General features: G+C 61.3%; 20 protein-coding genes and 1 riboswitch. Of the genes, 16 read left to right on the top strand and 4 right to left on the bottom strand.

What is annotated here, in order from left to right:
• The first annotated feature begins 64 nt into the window (after positions 1-64).
• Both HNQ83_RS13140 and HNQ83_RS13135 read left to right on the top strand, forming a co-directional pair.
• Entirely contained in the window at positions 65-601 is a 537-nt protein-coding gene (locus HNQ83_RS13140; RefSeq protein ID WP_175389358.1) for a C40 family peptidase, read from the top strand.
• An 18-nt stretch (positions 602-619) separates the two neighbouring features.
• Positions 620-1,273 (top strand): O-methyltransferase, encoded by a 654-nt coding sequence (locus HNQ83_RS13135; RefSeq protein ID WP_175389357.1) that lies wholly within the window; start codon positions 620-622, stop codon positions 1,271-1,273.
• A 115-nt stretch (positions 1,274-1,388) separates the two neighbouring features.
• Here HNQ83_RS13135 and HNQ83_RS13130 read toward each other — a convergent pair whose 3' ends face one another.
• Entirely contained in the window at positions 1,389-2,702 is a 1,314-nt protein-coding gene (locus HNQ83_RS13130) for a sorbosone dehydrogenase family protein (RefSeq protein ID WP_175389356.1), read from the bottom strand.
• 68 nt (positions 2,703-2,770) lie between these two features.
• Positions 2,771-3,355, bottom strand: coding sequence for a hypothetical protein (locus HNQ83_RS13125; protein WP_175389355.1), 585 nt, complete (start codon positions 3,353-3,355; stop codon positions 2,771-2,773).
• A gap of 153 nt (positions 3,356-3,508) precedes the next feature.
• Positions 3,509-3,739: riboswitch (cobalamin riboswitch) on the top strand.
• An 81-nt stretch (positions 3,740-3,820) separates the two neighbouring features.
• On the opposite strand from HNQ83_RS13125, the gene cobO reads away from it, so the two are divergent.
• The 14 genes from cobO to HNQ83_RS13060 all read left to right on the top strand — a co-directional run bounded on the left by cobO (position 3,821) and on the right by HNQ83_RS13060 (position 15,423).
• The gene (cobO, locus tag HNQ83_RS13120) at positions 3,821-4,432 is read left to right on the top strand and encodes a cob(I)yrinic acid a,c-diamide adenosyltransferase (RefSeq protein ID WP_175389354.1); all 612 of its coding nucleotides are present in this window, start codon (positions 3,821-3,823) and stop codon (positions 4,430-4,432) included.
• Complete coding sequence (locus HNQ83_RS13115) at positions 4,429-5,844, top strand: cobyrinate a,c-diamide synthase (RefSeq protein WP_175389353.1); 1,416 nt, start codon at positions 4,429-4,431, stop codon at positions 5,842-5,844. The genes cobO and HNQ83_RS13115 overlap by 4 nt, the downstream gene beginning before the upstream one ends.
• Positions 5,841-6,491 (top strand): 5,6-dimethylbenzimidazole synthase, encoded by a 651-nt coding sequence (bluB, locus tag HNQ83_RS13110; RefSeq protein ID WP_175389352.1) that lies wholly within the window; start codon positions 5,841-5,843, stop codon positions 6,489-6,491. The genes HNQ83_RS13115 and bluB overlap by 4 nt, the downstream gene beginning before the upstream one ends.
• Positions 6,488-7,396: an adenosylcobinamide-phosphate synthase CbiB gene (gene cbiB, locus HNQ83_RS13105; protein ID WP_175389351.1), complete on the top strand. Its 909-nt coding sequence runs from the start codon at positions 6,488-6,490 to the stop codon at positions 7,394-7,396. The genes bluB and cbiB overlap by 4 nt, the downstream gene beginning before the upstream one ends.
• Positions 7,389-8,381 (top strand): threonine-phosphate decarboxylase CobD, encoded by a 993-nt coding sequence (cobD, locus tag HNQ83_RS13100; RefSeq protein WP_175389350.1) that lies wholly within the window; start codon positions 7,389-7,391, stop codon positions 8,379-8,381. Before cbiB ends, cobD begins: the two co-directional genes overlap by 8 nt.
• Entirely contained in the window at positions 8,378-9,829 is a 1,452-nt protein-coding gene (locus HNQ83_RS13095) for a cobyric acid synthase (protein WP_175389349.1), read from the top strand. The genes cobD and HNQ83_RS13095 overlap by 4 nt, the downstream gene beginning before the upstream one ends.
• Positions 9,830-9,950: 121 nt before the next feature.
• Complete coding sequence (gene cobU / locus HNQ83_RS13090) at positions 9,951-10,472, top strand: bifunctional adenosylcobinamide kinase/adenosylcobinamide-phosphate guanylyltransferase (RefSeq protein WP_175389348.1); 522 nt, start codon at positions 9,951-9,953, stop codon at positions 10,470-10,472.
• On the top strand, positions 10,469-11,524 hold the full coding sequence (cobT, locus tag HNQ83_RS13085) for a nicotinate-nucleotide--dimethylbenzimidazole phosphoribosyltransferase (RefSeq protein WP_175389347.1): 1,056 nt from the start codon (positions 10,469-10,471) through the stop codon (positions 11,522-11,524). The genes cobU and cobT overlap by 4 nt, the downstream gene beginning before the upstream one ends.
• Complete coding sequence (cobC, locus tag HNQ83_RS13080; protein WP_175389346.1) at positions 11,521-12,096, top strand: alpha-ribazole phosphatase family protein; 576 nt, start codon at positions 11,521-11,523, stop codon at positions 12,094-12,096. The genes cobT and cobC overlap by 4 nt, the downstream gene beginning before the upstream one ends.
• 2 nt (positions 12,097-12,098) lie before the next feature.
• Positions 12,099-12,833 carry an adenosylcobinamide-GDP ribazoletransferase gene (locus HNQ83_RS13075; protein ID WP_175389345.1) on the top strand — a complete coding sequence of 245 codons (735 nt, stop codon included), beginning with the start codon at positions 12,099-12,101 and terminating at the stop codon, positions 12,831-12,833.
• Between the two features lie 151 nt (positions 12,834-12,984).
• Complete coding sequence (locus HNQ83_RS13070; RefSeq protein WP_175389344.1) at positions 12,985-13,389, top strand: MarR family winged helix-turn-helix transcriptional regulator; 405 nt, start codon at positions 12,985-12,987, stop codon at positions 13,387-13,389.
• A gap of 52 nt (positions 13,390-13,441) precedes the next feature.
• Positions 13,442-14,650 carry an MFS transporter gene (locus tag HNQ83_RS13065; RefSeq protein WP_175389343.1) on the top strand — a complete coding sequence of 403 codons (1,209 nt, stop codon included), beginning with the start codon at positions 13,442-13,444 and terminating at the stop codon, positions 14,648-14,650.
• The gene (locus HNQ83_RS31185; protein WP_256668968.1) at positions 14,647-14,769 is read left to right on the top strand and encodes a hypothetical protein; all 123 of its coding nucleotides are present in this window, start codon (positions 14,647-14,649) and stop codon (positions 14,767-14,769) included. Before HNQ83_RS13065 ends, HNQ83_RS31185 begins: the two co-directional genes overlap by 4 nt.
• Before the next feature lie 87 nt (positions 14,770-14,856).
• A complete protein-coding gene (locus HNQ83_RS13060) occupies positions 14,857-15,423 on the top strand; it encodes a glutathione peroxidase (protein WP_175389342.1) in 567 nt (188 codons plus the stop codon).
• A gap of 203 nt (positions 15,424-15,626) precedes the next feature.
• Here HNQ83_RS13060 and HNQ83_RS13055 read toward each other — a convergent pair whose 3' ends face one another.
• Both HNQ83_RS13055 and HNQ83_RS13050 read right to left on the bottom strand, forming a co-directional pair.
• Positions 15,627-16,907 carry an OmpP1/FadL family transporter gene (locus HNQ83_RS13055; RefSeq protein WP_175389341.1) on the bottom strand — a complete coding sequence of 427 codons (1,281 nt, stop codon included), beginning with the start codon at positions 16,905-16,907 and terminating at the stop codon, positions 15,627-15,629.
• Positions 16,908-17,054: 147 nt separating this feature from the next.
• Complete coding sequence (locus HNQ83_RS13050; protein ID WP_175389340.1) at positions 17,055-17,537, bottom strand: hypothetical protein; 483 nt, start codon at positions 17,535-17,537, stop codon at positions 17,055-17,057.
• Positions 17,538-17,714 lie beyond the last annotated feature (177 nt).

Genomic DNA, 17,714 nt, shown 5'->3' with positions numbered 1-17,714 from the left:
AGGCGGTTTTCTTTTCTGCGCCCCTTGCAGAAAAAAGCCGCAGCCAGATCAGGATGCTCTGCCTATGTCGACGTCGGCCCGCCTCGCAATCATGCTTTTCGCAGCGCTGCTCAGCGCCTGCGCCAGTCGCACACCGCCGCCAGCGCCGGTGGTTCGCGCGCCCATCGTTTTCGGTCCTTCCCAAGCCTTTTCGCCTGAAGCGGAAGACGTGCTGTTCCGCGCGTTGGGTCTGGTGGGCACGCCTTATCGCTGGGGCGGCAATACACCGGATTCCGGATTCGATTGCAGCGGGCTGATCGGCTACGTGTACCGTGATGTCACGGGCATCAGTTTGCCGCGCACCACCCGTGAAATGATCTCCATGCAGGCGGCCAATGTCGGCAAGGAAGGCCTGCAAACCGGCGATCTGGTTTTTTTCGCCACCAATGGCGGCTCCCAGGTCAGCCATGCCGGTATTTATGTCGGTGAAGGCCGCTTCGTCCATGCCCCTGCAACCGGCGGCACGGTGAAGCTCGACAGCTTGTCCAAGGCGTATTGGCAAAAAGCCTACCTGAGCGCCAAGCGCGTCCTGCAACCGGAGCACCTGGCGCGAAATCCGTAACAACCGGAGGTCGTGGTCATGACCGCTCGTACGCTCAATCTCGACGATTCGCTCTATCAGTACCTGCTTGATGTGTCCCTGCGTGAAACGCCGCTGCTCAAGCGCCTGCGCGACGAAACCCAGGCGCTGCCCATGGCGCGCTGGCAGGTAGCACCGGAGCAGGGGCAGTTTCTTGCGCTGCTGGTGAAACTCACCGGCGCCAGGCGCGTGCTGGAAGTCGGCACCTTCACCGGTTACAGCGCCCTGTGCATGGCGGCGGCCTTGCCGGAAGACGGTTCGCTGATCTGCTGCGACATTCCGGGCGATTACAACGCCACCGCGCAACGTTACTGGCAGGAGGCAGGTTTAGCCGATCGCATTGATCTGCGCTTGGCGCCGGCGCTGGAAACCCTGGGCAAACTGGACTCGTCAGGCCAGTTCGATCTGGTTTTTATCGATGCCGACAAGGCCAACTATCCAGCCTATCTGGAGCATGCGTTACGTCTGTTGCGCACGGGCGGTCTGGCCGTGTTCGATAACACGCTGTGGAGCGGGCGGGTGCTTGAGGCTAATCCGGAGAGTGAAGATACCCGCGCTATCCAGGCGCTGAATCGAGCCTTGAAAGATGATTCGCGGGTGGATTTGTCGTTGTTGCCGCTGGGGGATGGGCTGACCCTTTGTCGTAAGCGGTAATCACTGAGCCTCTGTGGGAGCGAGCCTGCTCGCGAATGCGGTACGACAGGCACCATTGATGTTGAATGAGCTGGCCTATTCGCGAGCAGGCTCGCTCCCACAGTGATTTGTGGTTCTATTTGGTTGCTGACACTCGCCACACCTTGTTCCCCACATCATCCGCCACCAGCAGAGCGCCTTGCTGGTCAATCACCACGCCCACCGGCCGCCCCATGGCTTTTTCGTCATCATTGAGAAAACCCGTGAGCACATCCACCGGCTGCCCGGTCGGTTTGCCTGCGCTGAAGGGCACGAAAATAACTTTATAGCCACTATGGGGCTTACGGTTCCAAGAGCCGTGCTGGCCGATAAAGGCGCCTTCCTTGAACTGCGCCGGCAGTCTGTTGCCTTCGGCAAAGGTCAGGCCGAGCGAGGCGGTATGGGGGCCGACCGCATAGTCTGGGGCAATGGCCTTGGCCACCAACTCGGGGTTCTGCGGTTCGACACGAAGGTCGACGTGCTGACCGTAGTAACTGTAAGGCCAGCCATAGAACCCGCCGTCCTTCACGGAGGTGATGTAATCGGGCACCAGGTCGCTGCCGATTTCATCCCGCTCGTTGACTGCAGTCCACAGAGCACCGCTGGTGGGTTCCCAGGCCAGGCCGTTCGGGTTGCGAATCCCTGAAGCGAAGATCCGATGGTTTCCGGTGGCGCGATCCACCTCCCAGATCGCCGCGCGGCCTTCTTCCTGGTCCATGCCGTTTTCGCCGACGTTGCTGTTCGAGCCGACCGTGACGTACAGCTTGCTGCCGTCCTTGCTAGCGATGACATTTTTCGTCCAGTGGTGATTCAGGGGGCCACCCGGCAGGTCGACCACTTTGATCGGCTGCGACTTGATCGCCGTGTCGCCATGTTCATAGTGGAAGCGCAACAGGCGGTCGGTATCGGCGACGTACAGGTCATTGCCGACCAGGGTCATGCCGAAGGGGGAGTTGAGATTCTCCAGAAAAACAGTGCGGGTTTCGGCGATGCCATCATGGTCCGTATCCCGCAAAAGGGTGATTCGATTCGGACTCGGCACCCCGGCCCCGGCGCGCCCCATGACTTTCTTCATGACCCAACCCCTGATGCCTTTGCCGTCATCGGGCTTGGGCGGCGCGTTGGTCTCGGCGACCAATACATCGCCATTGGGCAGCACGTAAAGCCAGCGCGGGTGATCGAGGCCTTCTGCGAACGCGGCCACTTGCGTACCGGCGGCCGCGACGGGTTTTGCGCCGTCCGGCCAGCCGATGGCGGGGGCGATGTTCACGGTCGGGATCAGCGTCTTGTTCGGTTCGGGCAGCTTGGGTGACGGGCCGGTGCCGTCGGAGACTTGCAGGCTGGAGGTTTCGCCGCAGGCGGCGAGCCCTCCGGCGAGGGCGATAACGAAAGCGAGCTGAGACGTGCGCATTGCTGATCTTCCCTATGAATGCCTTGATTTAATCATAGAGAAGCCTGGAAGCAGGATGGTTCAACCCTTCAGCCGCGAGCCTCCTTGAGCAATACGGCGATGCCCGGATGATAATGGCCCGCTTCATCGCGCAACTTGCGGTAGGCGTAAGGGAAATACCAGGCCACGGCGCAGGTGTGCTCCTTTTGTAAGTCGTCGACCATGTCCTGCAGTTCTTCCGGCGTTGCGCCGTGCTGGGCTTTTTGCGGTGCGACGAACAGGCAGCCGAGCTTCAGGTCACTGGCGTAGCTGATTTGTCTGGCGGTGCTGGTGATGTCGAGCAGGGCTTGAGTCAGATTCAGGCTGTTGACCCGGGGCCAGCGTTGCGTGGCCTGCAGCCAGGCGCGTGCTTCGGGCGTGGCGATAAACAGGTCGGCTCGACCGTTGCGTTCGCCTTCCTCGACCTGTTTGCGGGTGGGCGATTGTTGCAGGGTGATCGTCTCCGCCATCCAGGCGGCGGCCGAGAGCAAGCCGAGATTGGCTTTTTCGTCGAGCCAGTACGGTGTTTCATTGTCACCGCGTACGACGTTGTAGCGATCGATACACTCGAACCAGCGCTCCAGCACCGGGCGCAGGAATTCCAGCTTCGGATTGCTGATGATCATGCCTTGCATTGGGCTCACCCTTGTTATTGTGTTGTTGGGGTTATGGCTCTTTGATATCACTGCTGGGAGTGTGGCACAAGATTGACGTCAATTTATGGATGGGCGGCTGTTATTCACGGATACGCCCCGTCTTCAATTGACGCTCCACCCCCAACCCTCTAACCTTCGCGGCTTGTTTCAGGTGCTCTGTGGCTTGGGTCGACAGAGTGAAACAGGGAAGCCGGTGAGGGGGCACTTCGGAATACGAAGGCCTGCAATTCCGGCGCTGCCCCCGCAACGGTAAATGAGTAGAAAACTGCGCATTGAGCCACTGTGTCGATGACATGGGAAGGCGCGCAGTCCGGCCAACGCCACTCATGAGCCCGGAGACCGGCCTGATCCATCCAAGCGGCATCACGGTGGGCGATGCCAGGCTTCTTGCCGTCTATTCTTGTGCCTGCCCGCCGTTATCCAGCCTCAACGGAGAGCTCCCCCATGACTGATATCCCTGATCGCGACGAACGCCATCTGGCGCGCATGCTGCGCAAAAAAGCCGTGATCGACGAACGCATCGCCAATTCCCCGAACGAATGTGGCCTGCTGCTGGTGCTGACCGGCAACGGTAAAGGCAAGAGCAGCTCGGCGTTCGGCATGCTCGCCCGATCCCTGGGGCATGGCATGCAATGCGGCGTGGTGCAGTTCATCAAGGGACGCAACAGCACGGGTGAAGAGTTGTTCTTTCGGCGCTTCCCGGAGCAGGTGCGTTTTCACGTGATGGGGGAGGGTTTCACCTGGGAAACCCAGGACCGTCAGCGTGATATCGCCGCCGCTGAAGCGGCCTGGGCCGTGTCGCAGGAACTGCTGCGCGATCCGTCCATCGGCCTGGTGGTGCTGGATGAATTGAATATCGCGCTCAAGCACGGTTACCTCGATCTCGATCAAGTGCTCAGCGATTTGCAGGCGCGTCCGCCGATGCAGCACGTGGTCGTTACCGGTCGCGGCGCCAAGCCAGAGATGATCGAACTGGCCGACACCGTCACCGAGATGGGCATGATCAAACACGCCTTCCAGGCCGGAATCAAAGCGCAAAAAGGCGTCGAGCTGTGAATCAACCCCGTCATTGCCCCGCGGTTCTGATTGCCGCGCCGGCCTCCGGTCAGGGCAAGACCACCGTCACAGCCGCACTGGCCCGTTTGCATCGCAATCAAGGGCGCAAGGTTCGCGTGTTCAAATGTGGCCCCGATTTTCTCGACCCGATGATTCTCGAGCGCGCCAGCGGTGCGCCGGTGTATCAACTGGACATGTGGATGGTCGGCGAGCAGGAAAGTCGTCGCCTGTTGTGGGAAGCCGCCGGCGACGCTGACCTGATTCTGATCGAAGGGGTGATGGGATTGTTCGACGGCACGCCGTCCAGCGCTGACCTGGCGCGGCACTTCGGCGTACCTGTGCTGGGCGTGATCGATGGCACCGCCATGGCCCAGACCTTTGGCGCGCTGGCCCTGGGGTTGGCGCGCTATCAGCCGGACTTGCCGTTTGCCGGCGTCCTGGCCAACCGCGTCGGCACCTTGCGTCACGCACAATTGCTTGAGGGCAGCCTCACCGAAGGTCTTCGCTGGTATGGCGCCCTGTCGAGGGAAACCGGGATCGAATTGCCGAGCCGGCACCTCGGTCTGGTGCAAGCCAGCGAGTTGAACGATCTTGATGCGCGCCTCGATGCGGCGGCCGATGCCTTGGCCAGCAGTTGCGAAGTCGCGCTGCCACCGGCGGTGGAATTCGCCGCGCCGGATGTGATCGCAGCCGACCCATTGCTGGCCGGCGTGCGCATTGCCGTGGCTCGGGACGAAGCGTTTGCCTTCACCTATGGCGCCAGTCTCGATTTGCTGCGGGCGATGGGCGCCGAACTGCGATTTTTCTCGCCGATCCGTGATGCCGATTTGCCGGAAGCAGACAGCCTGTATCTGCCAGGCGGTTATCCAGAACTGCACCATGTGGCCCTGTCGCAGAACACTTCAATGATCGAAGCGATCCGCGCACATCACGTCGCTGGCAAGCCGTTGCTCGCTGAGTGTGGCGGCATGCTGTATCTGCTCGATTCGCTGACCGATGTCGAAGGCACTCGCGCAGAGCTGGTGGGTTTGCTGAACGGCGATGCGGTGATGCAAAAACGTCTTGCCGCGTTGGCCTTGCAGGCGGTCGAACTGCCGGAAGGTTCGCTGCGCGGACATACCTATCATCATTCGCTGACCACCACTGAACTGACGCCGATTGCCCGTGGCTTGAGTCCCAACGGCGGACGTGGGGCGGAGGCGGTTTATCGTGAGGGGCGGATGACCGCTTCTTATGTACATTTTTATTTTCCGTCCAATCCGTCGGCGATTGCCTCGCTCTTTGCGCCTGACCGTGGGGCCGCCTTCGCGAGCAAGTCGAATCGTCGCACCGCCGCTCTCACAGTAGAAAGTGTTCTGACTGAAGAAACGCGGTCCAATGTGGGAGCGAGCCTGCTCGCGAAGAGGCCATGACCGACAACGCATTTTCCGAAGCGGAGCGCGCAGCAATCTACCGAGCCATCGGCGAACGCCGCGACATGCGCCACTTCAGCGGCGGCACCGTCGAGCCCGAGCTGCTGCGTCGCCTGCTTGAAGCCGCGCACCAGGCGCCGAGTGTCGGCCTGATGCAGCCCTGGCGTTTCATTCGCATCAGCGACCGTACCTTGCGCGGCAAGATCCAGGGGCTGGTGGAAGAAGAACGCATCCGCACCGCCGAAGCCCTCGGTGAACGTACCGACGAATTCATGCAACTGAAGGTCGAAGGCATCAACGACTGCGCCGAGGTGCTGGTGGCCGCGCTGATGGATGATCGCGAACGGCATATCTTCGGTCGACGCACTTTGCCGGAAATGGACATGGCGTCCTTGTCCTGCGCGATCCAGAACCTGTGGCTGGCGTCCCGCGCTGAAGGGCTCGGCATGGGCTGGGTCTCGCTGTTCGAGCCGCAAGCGCTGGCGGACTTGCTGGGCCTGCCGCCCGGTGCCAAGCCGTTGGCCATTTTGTGCCTGGGACCGGTCAAGGCCTTTTATCCGGCACCCATGCTGGTGCTTGAAGGCTGGGCGCAAGAGCGTCCGCTCAGTGAACTGTTGTACGAGAATTTTTGGGGAGTGCGTCCATGAGTGTGGCGTTGTTGAGTGTCGCCGCCGTGGCGCTGGATGCGCTGTTGGGCGAGCCCAAGCGCGGGCATCCGCTGGTGGCGTTCGGCCGTTTTGCCGACCGTATCGAGCAGCGTTTCAATGGTGGTGGTCGCGGTTGGCGCAGTCATGGCGTCACCGCGTGGGTCATCGCCGTATTACCCCTGACATTGTTGGCCACGACATTTTCCTGGGCACCCTATGTCGGCTGGGTCGTCGAGATTCTCGCGCTGTATTGCGCCCTCGGCATGCGCAGCCTCGGCGAACATGTTGAACCGGTTGCCAAGGCCTTGCGCAGCGATGATCTTGATCTGGCGCGCACTCGTGTCGGTTACCTGGTCAGCCGCCAGACCAGTGAGCTGGATAAGACCGAAGTCGCCCGTGCCGCCACCGAGTCGGTACTGGAAAACGGCAGTGACGCCGTGTTCGCCGCCCTGTTCTGGTTTGCCGTGGCCGGAGCGCCGGGCGTGGTGCTCTACCGTTTGAGCAACACCCTGGATGCGATGTGGGGCTATCGCAACGAACGCTTCGAGCGTTTCGGCTGGGCCGCGGCGAAGATTGACGATGTGCTCAATTACATTCCGGCGCGGCTGGTAGCGTTGACCTACGCGCTGCTGGGCAAAACCCGACTCGCCTTGAAATGCTGGCGCACCCAGGGCCCGACCTGGGACAGCCCGAATGCCGGTCCGGTGATGGCCGCCGGTGCCGGTGCGTTGGGTGTCGAGTTGGGTGGGCCGGCGATTTATCACGGCGAACGGCATGAACGTCCGCAACTGGGCGAAGGTGTGCCGGCAGACGCCGACTCCATCGACCGCGGCTGGCAACTGGTCCAGCGCGGGGTATGGTTATGGCTGCTGATTCTCTGCGTGGGGGCTGAATTTTATGCTTGAGCACGGTGGACGGTTGCGCAAGGCGGCGCTCGAATACGGCATCGAGGAAGCCGATTGGCTAGACCTGTCCAGCGGCCTGGCGCCCTGGCCGTTTCCGATTCCGGACATCCCGCTGCGAGCCTGGGCGCGGCTGCCGGAAACCGATGACGGGCTGGAGCAGGCCGCCTGCGATTACTACGGCACCCTGCACGCGTTGCCGGTGGCCGGTTCACAAATGGCGATCCAGTTGCTGCCGCGTTTGCGCCGTGCAGGCAAGGTCGGCGTACTGTCCCCCTGTTATGCCGAACATGCCGAAGCCTGGCGCCGCAATGGCTACATCGTGCGCGAAGTGCTGGAGCAGGAGGTCGACTTCTTCGTCGACAGCCTCGATGTGCTGGTGGTGGTCAACCCGAACAATCCCACGGGGCTGAGCCTGACCCCCGCCCGATTGCTCGACTGGCATTCGCGGCTGGCCCAGCGCGGTGGCTGGCTGGTGGTGGACGAAGCCTTCATGGACAACACGCCGCACCTGAGTGTGGCGCCGTTTGCCCATCAGGTCGGTTTGATCGTGCTGCGTTCGTTCGGCAAGTTTTTCGGCCTGGCCGGCGTGCGTCTGGGATTTGTCCTGGCCGAGCGCAAGTTGCTCAAATTGCTCGCCGAACAGGTCGGGCCTTGGGCGGTGAGCGGGCCGACCCGGGTGCTGGGCCAGGCATGCTTGCGCGATACCGAAGGGCATGCGCGGCAGCGGGTGCGCGCCGAGGACGCCAGCGAACGCTTGGCGTCGTTGCTCGAGCAGTATGGCTTCAAACCCCAGGGCGGTTGTGCCTTGTTCCAGTGGCTGATCACCGAGCGCGCCGAAGAGCTGCATGAATTCATGGCACGACGCGGCATTCTGCTGCGCCTGTTCACGCAAAACAGCAGCTTGCGTTTCGGCTTGCCGGCCGATGAAACGGACTGGGCGCGCCTCGCCGCCGCATTCGACGATTTTGCCAAGGAATTTTCATGACCACCTTGATGGTGCAGGGCACCACATCGGATGCCGGTAAAAGCACACTGGTGACTGCGCTATGTCGCTGGGCCACACGTCAGGGTGTCGGCGTGGTGCCGTTCAAACCGCAGAACATGGCCCTCAACAGCGCGGTGACGGCCGACGGTGGCGAGATCGGTCGCGCGCAAGCGGTGCAGGCCCAGGCTGCTTTTCTCGAACCGCACACCGACATGAACCCGGTGCTGCTCAAGCCCAACAGCGACACCGGCGCTCAGGTGATCATCCACGGCCGTGCCGTCACGACCATGAACGCCGTGGCCTATCACGACTACAAGGCCATCGCCATGCAAGCGGTGCTGGCCTCCCATGCACGGTTGAGTGCGGCCTATCCGGTGGTGATGGTCGAAGGGGCCGGTTCACCTGCCGAGATCAATCTGCGAGCCGGCGACATTGCCAACATGGGCTTCGCCGAAGCAGTGGATTGCCCGGTGGTGCTGATCGCAGACATCAACCGTGGCGGGGTGTTCGCCCATTTGGTGGGTACGCTGGAATTGCTGTCGCCCAGCGAGCAGGCGCGGGTCAAGGGTTTCATCATCAACCGTTTTCGCGGCGACATTGCCTTGTTGCAACCCGGCCTGGACTGGCTGGAACAACGCACCGGCAAACCGGTGATCGGCGTTTTACCTTACGTGATGGATCTGCACCTGGAAGCCGAGGACGGTATCGATCAGCGCCAGACCGATAAGGCCGAGCAGGTGTTGAAAGTGGTAGTACCGGTGCTGCCGCGTATCAGCAACCACACCGACTTCGATCCGCTGCGCCTGCACCCGCAAGTGGACTTGCAATTCATCGGCCCTGGCCAGGCGATCCCACCGGCTGACCTGATCATTCTTCCCGGCTCGAAAAGCGTGCGCAGCGACCTTGCGCACCTGCGGGCCAATGGCTGGGAAACCGCAATCTCCCGGCACCTGCGCTACGGTGGAAAAGTGCTGGGCATCTGCGGCGGCCTGCAGATGCTCGGCGCGCAGGTGCATGATCCGCTGGGCCTTGAAGGCGCACCGGGTTCCAGCACTGGGTTGGGATTACTGGCGTTCGAAACGCAACTCGAAGCAGAGAAGCAACTGCGCAATGTGCGCGGGCGCCTGGCGCTGGAAAACGCTGACGTCAGCGGTTATGAAATCCACGCTGGCGTGACCACCGGGCCGGCGCTGGAAAACGCGGCAGTGCAACTGGATGACGGACGCTGCGACGGTGCGCAAAGTGTCGATGGGCAGATTTTCGGCACCTATCTGCATGGCCTGTTCGAGTCGCCGGCGGCGTGCAGTGCGCTGTTGCGCTGGGCAGGATTGCAGGCGGTGCAGGATGTGGATTACCACGGATTGCGCGAGCGGGACATCGAGCGCTTGGCGGATCTGGTGGAGAAGCATCTGGATACCGGACTGCTGCGGGAGCTCTGTGGAATCTAGGGTGACTGTTCCGGCCTCTTCGCGAGCAGGCTCGCTCTCACAGTAGACCGCATTCCAATGTGGGAGCGAGCCTGCTCGCGAATGCGGCAGCCGAAACACTGAAGCTTTTAAGGAATGAACCATGCTCCAACTGATTCTCGGCGGCGCCCGCTCCGGCAAAAGTCGCCTGGCTGAAAAACTGGCAACAGACAGCCAACTCCGGGTGACCTACATCGCCACCAGCCAACCGCTGGACGGCGAAATGAACGAGCGGGTCGCCCATCACCGCGCCCGTCGTCCGGCCGAATGGGCCTTGATCGAAGAACCTCTGGAACTGGCCCGAGTCCTGCGCGAAAACGCCCACGCCGATCATTGCCTGTTGGTGGACTGCCTGACCCTGTGGCTGACCAACCTGCTGATGCAGGGCGATGCCGAGCGTCTGAACGCTGAGCGTGATGCTTTGGTGGAGTGCCTGGAGTCGTTGCCGGGGGAAATCATTTTTGTGAGCAACGAGACCGGTATGGGTGTCGTGCCGCTGGGCGAATTGACTCGCCGCTATGTCGATGAAGCCGGTTGGCTGCATCAAGCTCTGGCCGAGCGTTGTCAGCGAGTCGTCCTGACCGTCGCCGGCCTGCCCCTGACTTTGAAAGGAACTGCGTTATGAGCCAATCCTGGTGGCTGGACCCGTGCAAATCGGTGGATGCCGTAGCGATCGAACTGGCTGCGGCGCGTCAGCAGCAACTGACCAAACCCGCCGGGTCGCTCGGTCGTCTCGAAGCGGTGGCGGTGCAACTGGCCGGGTTGCAGGGGCAGGTCAAGCCGCGCCTCGATCAGCTATGGATTGCGATTTTCGCCGGCGATCACGGCGTGGTGGCCGAAGGGGTGTCGGCGTTTCCCCAGGAAGTCACCGGGCAGATGCTGCACAACTTCGTCAACGGCGGTGCGGCGATCAGCGTGTTGGCGCGGCAGTTGGGCGCTTCCCTTGAGGTGGTTGACCTGGGAACGGTAACGCCATCGCTGAATCTTCCGGGGGTGCGGCACCTGAACGTCGGCCCGGGCACGGCGAATTTTGCACAAGGGCCGGCAATGACCGTGGCTCAAGGCGAACTGGCGTTGCAGGCCGGTCGAGACAGTGTGCTGCGGGCGAAAGCGCTCGGTGCGCAATTATTCATCGGTGGCGAGATGGGGATCGGCAACACCACCGCCGCCAGTGCACTGGCCTGTGCCTTGCTGGATTGCCCGGTGGTGCACCTGACCGGCCCGGGCACCGGGTTGAATGCGGCGGGGGTCAGCCACAAGGCTGAGGTGATCGAGCGCGCATTGGCCCTGCACGGGGCACAGCGCGGCGATGCGTTGCAAACCCTGTTCAACCTGGGCGGTTTTGAGATCGCCGCACTGGTCGGCGCTTATCTGGCGTGCGCCCAGGAGGGCATCGCCGTTCTGGTGGATGGCTTCATCTGCAGCGTCGCGGCCTTGGTTGCCGTGCGCTTGAATCCTGACTGCCGACAGTGGTTGCTGTTCGGTCATCGTGGCGCCGAGCCAGGTCATCGTCATGTGTTGGAAACCCTGGACGCCGAGCCGCTGCTCGATCTCGGCTTGCGTCTGGGCGAGGGGAGCGGGGCCGCACTGGCCGTGCCCTTGCTGCGCCTGGCCTGCGACCTGCACGGGCAAATGGCGACATTCGCCGAAGCCGCGGTTGCGGATCGTCCGGCATGACCTTTCGCCTGGACCTGCTGCGTCACGGTGAAACCGAACTGGGGGGCGGCTTGCGCGGCAGCCTCGACGATGCGCTGACCGAAAAGGGCTGGCAGCAGATGCGCGCAGCAGTGATGGAGCAGGGCCCATGGGACCGAGTGATCAGCTCGCCGTTGCAGCGTTGTGCGCGATTCGCTGAAGAGCTTGCCGGGCAGATGGGTTTGCCGGTGGCGTTCGATCGGAATCTGCAGGAACTGCACTTCGGTCGCTGGGAAGGGCGGAGCGCCGCGGCGCTGATGGAGACGGATGCCGAGGCCTTGGGCCTGTTCTGGGCTGATCCCTATTCATTCACCCCGCCTCAGGGTGAGCCGGTAGCCGACTTCTCGGAGCGAGTGTTATCGGCGGTCGAGCGTTTGCAGACAGCGTACGCCGGCGAGCGCGTGTTGCTGATCAGCCATGGCGGGGTCATGCGGTTGTTGCTGGCGCGGGCACGGGGCTTGCCCCGGGAACAGTTGCTCAATGTTGAAGTGGGACATGGTGCGTTGTTCAAGCTTTCGGTGCAGGCCAATGGTTTGTTAAGGGAAGTCCACTGATCATGCTGCCGTTCTGGATCGCCCTGCAGTTCCTGAGTAGCCTGCCGATTCGTTTGCCGGGCATGCCGGCACCGCAGGAGTTGGGGCGGTCGCTGCTGTTTTATCCGCTGGTGGGTTTGTTGTTCGGCGGGATCTTGTGCGCGTCGAACTGGCTGTTGCTGGGCACGCCGCCGTTGTTGCATGCCGCGCTGTTGCTGACGGTCTGGGTGTTGCTCAGCGGTGCCCTGCACCTGGACGGGCTGGCCGACAGCGCCGATGCCTGGCTGGGCGGTTTCGGTGACCGTGAGCGCACACTGACCATCATGAAAGACCCGCGCAGCGGGCCGATCGCGGTGGTTACCCTGGTGTTGGTGCTGCTGTTGAAGTTCGCCGCGTTGCTGGCATTGATCGAGCAGCAGCACGCCGTGGCGTTGATCATCGTTCCATTGCTGGGGCGCAGTGCATTGCTGGGACTGTTCCTGACCACGCCTTATGTGCGTCCTGGTGGTTTGGGGCAGGCGCTGGCCGATCATCTTCCGCGATTGGCGGGCAAGCAGGTGTTGGTGGCCAGTGGGGTGGTTTGTGTAGTGATTGCTGGCTTTGCCGGTGTTGTCGCTGTGGTGCTGGCGGTGCTTCTATCTGTCTGGCTGAGGCAAGTGATGCTACGGCGCTTGGGTGGAACGACAGGCGATACGGCGGGGGCCTTGCTGGAGTTGCTCGAGATGGCGGTGCTCGTAGGGCTGGCGCTAGTCCCGTAGGAGCGAGCTCGCTCGCGATGCACTCAAGACCACCGCGTTTATTCAGAAAGCACGCGTTATCGTTGACGTCCATCGCGAGCAAGCTCGCTCCTACAGCGGGTTGATGTAACATAAATTTGCATTCATTCAACCGCGGGTATATACACGCACCATGCTCGACTCCCAATGTTTATGCATCAACCTGCGTCGCGCCGCCCGTGGCGTCAGCAGGCATTACGACGGCGCTCTCGATGGCTTCGGGATCAACGTCGCGCAGTATTCTTTACTGTGCAATCTGCAGCGCCTGAATCAACCGAGCATTTCCACTTTGGCCGAAGCCATGGGCCTGGATCGCAGCACCCTGGGACGCAATCTTCGGGTACTGGAGGGCGATGGCTTGGTGACGCTGGTGGAAGGCGAGGACATGCGCAATCGCATCGTTCTGCTGACCGACGCCGGGGCCGAGCGGCTAAAAGCAGCCTTACCGGCCTGGGAGGCCGCGCAACAGCGATTGGTTGAGCGCCTGGGCGCGGAAAAGCGCGAAACGTTATTGAAGTTGCTGGACGAACTGGCGTGATGCCGGTTTGTTCGATCTTAAGCGGGTATATACCCGCGACCGGAGAACAAGAATGACATCGATGTGGCGTACGTGCGGTTGGGTGCTGTTGGGGAGTGCGCTGATTCTTGCGTTGTCTCTGGGAGTGCGACATGGCTTCGGGCTGTTCCTGGCGCCAATGAGCGCCGAGTTCGGCTGGGGGCGTGAAGTCTTTGCCTTCGCCATTGCCCTGCAAAACCTGATCTGGGGTCTGGCGCAACCCTTTACCGGCGCGCTGGCCGACCGCTTTGGCGCGGCGAAAGTGGTACTCATCGGTGGTGTTTTCTACGCCCTGGGCCTGGTGTTCATGGGCTTGTCCGATTCGGCAGTGACCTTGTCGTTGAGTGCCGGCCTGTTGATCGGTATCGGCCTGTCGGGTACTTCGTTTTCGGTCATCCTCGGCGTGGTCGGGCGCGCGGTGCCACCGGAGAAGCGCAGTATGGGCATGGGCATTGCCAGCGCCGCCGGTTCGTTCGGCCAGTTCGCCATGTTGCCCGGCACGCTGGGGTTGATCGGCTGGCTCGGCTGGTCGGCGGCCCTGCTCGCGCTGGGGTTGCTGGTGGCGCTGATCGTGCCGCTGGTGAGCATGCTCAAGGACAAACCCCTGCCGGTGCTGGGACATGAGCAAACCCTGTCCGAAGCCCTGCGCGAAGCCTGTTCCCATTCGGGATTCTGGTTGTTGGCGTTCGGCTTTTTTGTCTGCGGTTTCCAGGTGGTGTTCATTGGCGTGCACTTGCCGGCGTACCTGGTGGATCAACATCTGCCAGCCTCCGTCGGTACCACGGTGTTGGCGCTGATCGGCCTGTTCAATATCTTCGGCACGTACACCGCAGGCTGGCTGGGCGGGCGCATGTCCAAGCCACGGTTGCTCACAGGTCTTTATTTGTTACGGGCGGTAGTGATTTTGTTGTTCCTGTGGGCACCCGTTACCACGACCACCGCGTATCTGTTCGGCATGGCCATGGGCTTCCTCTGGCTGTCGACGGTGCCTTTGACCAACGGCACGGTCGCGACCTTGTTCGGCGTACGAAACCTGTCCATGCTCGGTGGGATAGTTTTCCTGTTCCACCAGCTCGGCTCGTTCCTCGGCGGCTGGCTGGGCGGGGTGGTGTACGATCGAACCGGGAGTTATGACTTGATCTGGCAGGTAGCGATTCTCCTGAGCCTGATGGCCGCCGCCCTCAACTGGCCGGTGCGTGAGCAACCGGTGGCACGTCTGCAAACCTCAATGAGTGCGACATGAACAGTCTCTGGCCGCGAATCACACTTTTAGCTGTCTGTGCCTTGCTGCTGGCCCTGGCGTGGTGGGGCTGGCATCAGGGCGGGCTGGCCTTGATGCAGTTGGGCATGGGTGCTTGCTAGAACGGGGCTTGCCAGGCAGAGGCTTGCTAGCAGGATGTCAGGGCGAGTAACTTCGAGCCTGACGATTCCTCACAGAGAAGCACCGACATGCTGATGCGCTGGTTTGCAGTTCCCGCGTTACTGGTAGCGTTTACCGGATTGGCTCAGGCGGCAGAGTGCCCGGCGCTGCTGCAAGGTTCATTGCCCAAGTTGCGCGCCAATGAGTCCATCGATTTGTGCCAACGCTTTGCCGGCAAGCCGCTGGTGGTGGTCAATACCGCCAGCTTTTGTGGTTTCGCACCGCAATTCAAAAGCCTCGAGGCGTTGAATCAGCGGTTCAAGGACCAGGGGCTGGAGGTGATCGGCGTGCCTTCCAATGACTTCAAACAGGAGTCCAAGGATGGCGCCGAGACCGCCAAGGTGTGCTACGTCAATTACGGCGTGACCTTCACCATGACCGAGCCGCAGAAAGTCCGCGGCGACGATGCCACGCCGCTGTTCAAGGTCCTTGCCAAACAGAGCAGTGCGCCGAAGTGGAATTTCTACAAGTACGTGGTCGATCGCCAGGGCAAGGTGATTGCCAGTTTCTCCAGCCTGACCAAGCCGGATGATCCTGAGTTTATCGAGGCTGTAGAGAAAGCCCTGGCATCCCCACCATTGGCTTCCACTCCATGATCTGAAACGGCTTAAACCCTGTAGGAGCGAGCTTGCTCGCGATGGACTCAAGGCCGACGCGTTTATTCAGAAGCACGCGTTATCGTTAACGTCCATCGCGAGCAAGCTCGCTCCTACACAGCCACTAAAAAGCCCCGCCTCTGTACAAGAGCGCGGGGCTTTTTCGATTCAGGCGGCGAGGGGTTCAGGCTCGCCGAGGATCATCAGAAGCGGTAGGTTGCACCGATACCGAAACCATTCGCCCAGTTTTCATACTTGGCGCTGTAGCTCTGGTTGCGAGGAGCACCGTTGCTGTTGTTGATCTTGACGTCCTCTTCCTTCAGGTACGAATACGCCACGTCGATGGTCAGGTCGTCGGTCGGGCTCCAGCCGGCACCCAGGCTGAAGATCGTGCGATCGCCAGTCGGGATACGAGGGGAGCGGTTTTCGTTGTTGGTCGGCGCCTGGTCAACGGACAGACCGGTACGCAGTACCCACTGCTTGTTCAGCTGGTAGGAAGCACCAATGGCGTGCGCCCAGGTGTCGTGCCAGTTCTGCTCTTCAGTGATGGTGCCAAACCCGCGTGCGGCCAGCGCTGCAGGTACGCCTTCGTTTTCGACAGAGATTTCTTTCAGGCGGCTCCAGCGAGTCCAGGTGCTGCCTGCATAGAGGGTCCACTGGTCGTTCAGCTGATGGGTCACAGAGAAGTCAACCGACTCAGGTGTCGTAATGTCGAGTGAGGCATCGAACTTCTGGTTCGGGTTCTGACCCAGCGCTGCCAGCAGGCCGTAGTTGACCTTGGTGTCACCGTCGAGCTTGTACTTCACTTTCGAGTGGTAGGTCAGGCCGACGCGAGTGCTGTCGGTGGCTTGCACCAGAATACCGATGTTGTAACCCAGTGCGGTGTCGTCACCCTTGATCTTGACTTCACCGTCCGGTGCGCGAGGATCCAGCGACAGGCTCGATTCCAGCTTACCGTCGATACGGTTGATGGTCGGACCGAAGCCGATCGACACCTTGTCGTTAAAGGCGTAGCTGACGGTTGGCTGCAGGGTCACGATTTGAACTTCGCTCTTGCTGCCGAAGTAACGGCCGGCAAAGCCGTTCTCGTAATCGGTGACCAGGCCGAATGGCGCGTAGACGCCGAAACCGACCGCCCACTGGTCATCGATTGGCTTGACGTAGTAGCCCATCGGCACGCCCATGAAAGGGACCATGTCGCCTTTGTTGGTGCCGCCGTTCGGACGGGAGCTGGCATCGCTGATGTCGGTGTGTGCGTCGATAAATGCAACACCGCCGGTGACTTGTTCGCGCTTGAGGCGAGACATGCCGGCAGGGTTGCCGAAAACTGTGGATGCGTCGTCGGCAGAAGAAGAACGCCCGGCAAAACCAGTACCCATTCCGCTGATGCTTTGTTCGTTAAGGGCAAAGCCACTTGCGAAGATCTGGGTGGATGCCATGGCAACGGCGAGACTAATGGTGGTTTTGAGCATTACTTTTTTCATTATTAGAACTCCTGGTGATCACCGGGGCGAAAATTACCAACATTTTCGTCCCAGCGCCATAGGCTGTATCGCTTGATTTAGAGCGGTTTTGTAGGACAATCCGACCAGATTCGCGACCTGTTGTGCGATCTTTGGATCCAGGGGTGGTTAGCAGGCTACCTGATTCAGCGGTGAAACACAGGTTTGCCAGGCGTAGGTGAAGTCTCTCAGGCGACCCTGGGGTTGGAAGGTCTGACGCCAGATTCTGGCCATTCCCAACAAGTCGTCTGCTTCGGGGAGGGGAGTGTTCTGTTCTTCGACCAGCAGCCAGGCAATGGCTGTGGCGTAACGCAGGTTGACGGTCAATTCCAGGTGTGGGCCACTGAGAAAGGCATGCTGGCTGGCCAGGCCACGAACCAGGCTGGCGCGCTCGGGGTCGAGTGCCAGGTAGTGGTCCCAAAGTGCTTGATGGCGGGGTTCGGCGATGCGGTACAGGCCGTGTCCACGCCGGTCGTGCAGTGCTGAACCCAGGGCTGACTGGCTGGCGGCAATGCCCAGCAGCAGGGCTTCGGCGGTTGCGCTATGGCGTCCCAGGTAGATCAAGGTCGGACGGATCACATAGCGGCACAGTTCGCTGGCAGCGATACCCATAAAACCCTCGAAACATGAAATGGGCGGCGAAACCTGAAGGTAGCGTTGGCAGCGGTGAATCGACTCAGGCTCGCCGGAAGCGGCACAGGCCGCTTGAGTTGAAGTGTAGTGTCATATTCGCTACGTAAAGGCCTGTTTTTAAAATATTTCCAGCTTCCAGTTATAACCGTTATATCG

Origin of the sequence: Pseudomonas sp. C2B4 (assembly GCF_013359695.1) — a bacterium.
In the GTDB taxonomy this organism is placed as follows: domain Bacteria; phylum Pseudomonadota; class Gammaproteobacteria; order Pseudomonadales; family Pseudomonadaceae; genus Aquipseudomonas.
This window is presented reverse-complemented; position numbering and strand designations above follow the sequence as displayed.

Bases quoted from the DNA above. Each gene is read 5' to 3' on its own strand.
- HNQ83_RS13140 (WP_175389358.1), top strand. From the start codon at position 65: ATGTCGACGTCGGCCCGCCTCGCAATCATGCTTTTCGCAGCGCTGCTC.
- cobC (WP_175389346.1), top strand. From the start codon at position 11,521: ATGACCTTTCGCCTGGACCTGCTGCGTCACGGTGAAACCGAACTGGGG.
- HNQ83_RS31185 (WP_256668968.1), top strand. From the start codon at position 14,647: ATGAACAGTCTCTGGCCGCGAATCACACTTTTAGCTGTCTGTGCCTTG.
- HNQ83_RS13070 (WP_175389344.1), top strand. From the start codon at position 12,985: ATGCTCGACTCCCAATGTTTATGCATCAACCTGCGTCGCGCCGCCCGT.
- HNQ83_RS13135 (WP_175389357.1), top strand. From the start codon at position 620: ATGACCGCTCGTACGCTCAATCTCGACGATTCGCTCTATCAGTACCTG.
- HNQ83_RS13075 (WP_175389345.1), top strand. From the start codon at position 12,099: ATGCTGCCGTTCTGGATCGCCCTGCAGTTCCTGAGTAGCCTGCCGATT.
- HNQ83_RS13055 (WP_175389341.1), bottom strand. From the start codon at position 16,907: ATGAAAAAAGTAATGCTCAAAACCACCATTAGTCTCGCCGTTGCCATG.
- cobU (WP_175389348.1), top strand. From the start codon at position 9,951: ATGCTCCAACTGATTCTCGGCGGCGCCCGCTCCGGCAAAAGTCGCCTG.
- HNQ83_RS13065 (WP_175389343.1), top strand. From the start codon at position 13,442: ATGACATCGATGTGGCGTACGTGCGGTTGGGTGCTGTTGGGGAGTGCG.
- cobO (WP_175389354.1), top strand. From the start codon at position 3,821: ATGACTGATATCCCTGATCGCGACGAACGCCATCTGGCGCGCATGCTG.
- cbiB (WP_175389351.1), top strand. From the start codon at position 6,488: ATGAGTGTGGCGTTGTTGAGTGTCGCCGCCGTGGCGCTGGATGCGCTG.
- cobD (WP_175389350.1), top strand. From the start codon at position 7,389: ATGCTTGAGCACGGTGGACGGTTGCGCAAGGCGGCGCTCGAATACGGC.
- cobT (WP_175389347.1), top strand. From the start codon at position 10,469: ATGAGCCAATCCTGGTGGCTGGACCCGTGCAAATCGGTGGATGCCGTA.
- HNQ83_RS13130 (WP_175389356.1), bottom strand. From the start codon at position 2,702: ATGCGCACGTCTCAGCTCGCTTTCGTTATCGCCCTCGCCGGAGGGCTC.
- HNQ83_RS13125 (WP_175389355.1), bottom strand. From the start codon at position 3,355: ATGCAAGGCATGATCATCAGCAATCCGAAGCTGGAATTCCTGCGCCCG.
- HNQ83_RS13095 (WP_175389349.1), top strand. From the start codon at position 8,378: ATGACCACCTTGATGGTGCAGGGCACCACATCGGATGCCGGTAAAAGC.
- bluB (WP_175389352.1), top strand. From the start codon at position 5,841: ATGACCGACAACGCATTTTCCGAAGCGGAGCGCGCAGCAATCTACCGA.
- HNQ83_RS13060 (WP_175389342.1), top strand. From the start codon at position 14,857: ATGCTGATGCGCTGGTTTGCAGTTCCCGCGTTACTGGTAGCGTTTACC.
- HNQ83_RS13050 (WP_175389340.1), bottom strand. From the start codon at position 17,537: ATGGGTATCGCTGCCAGCGAACTGTGCCGCTATGTGATCCGTCCGACC.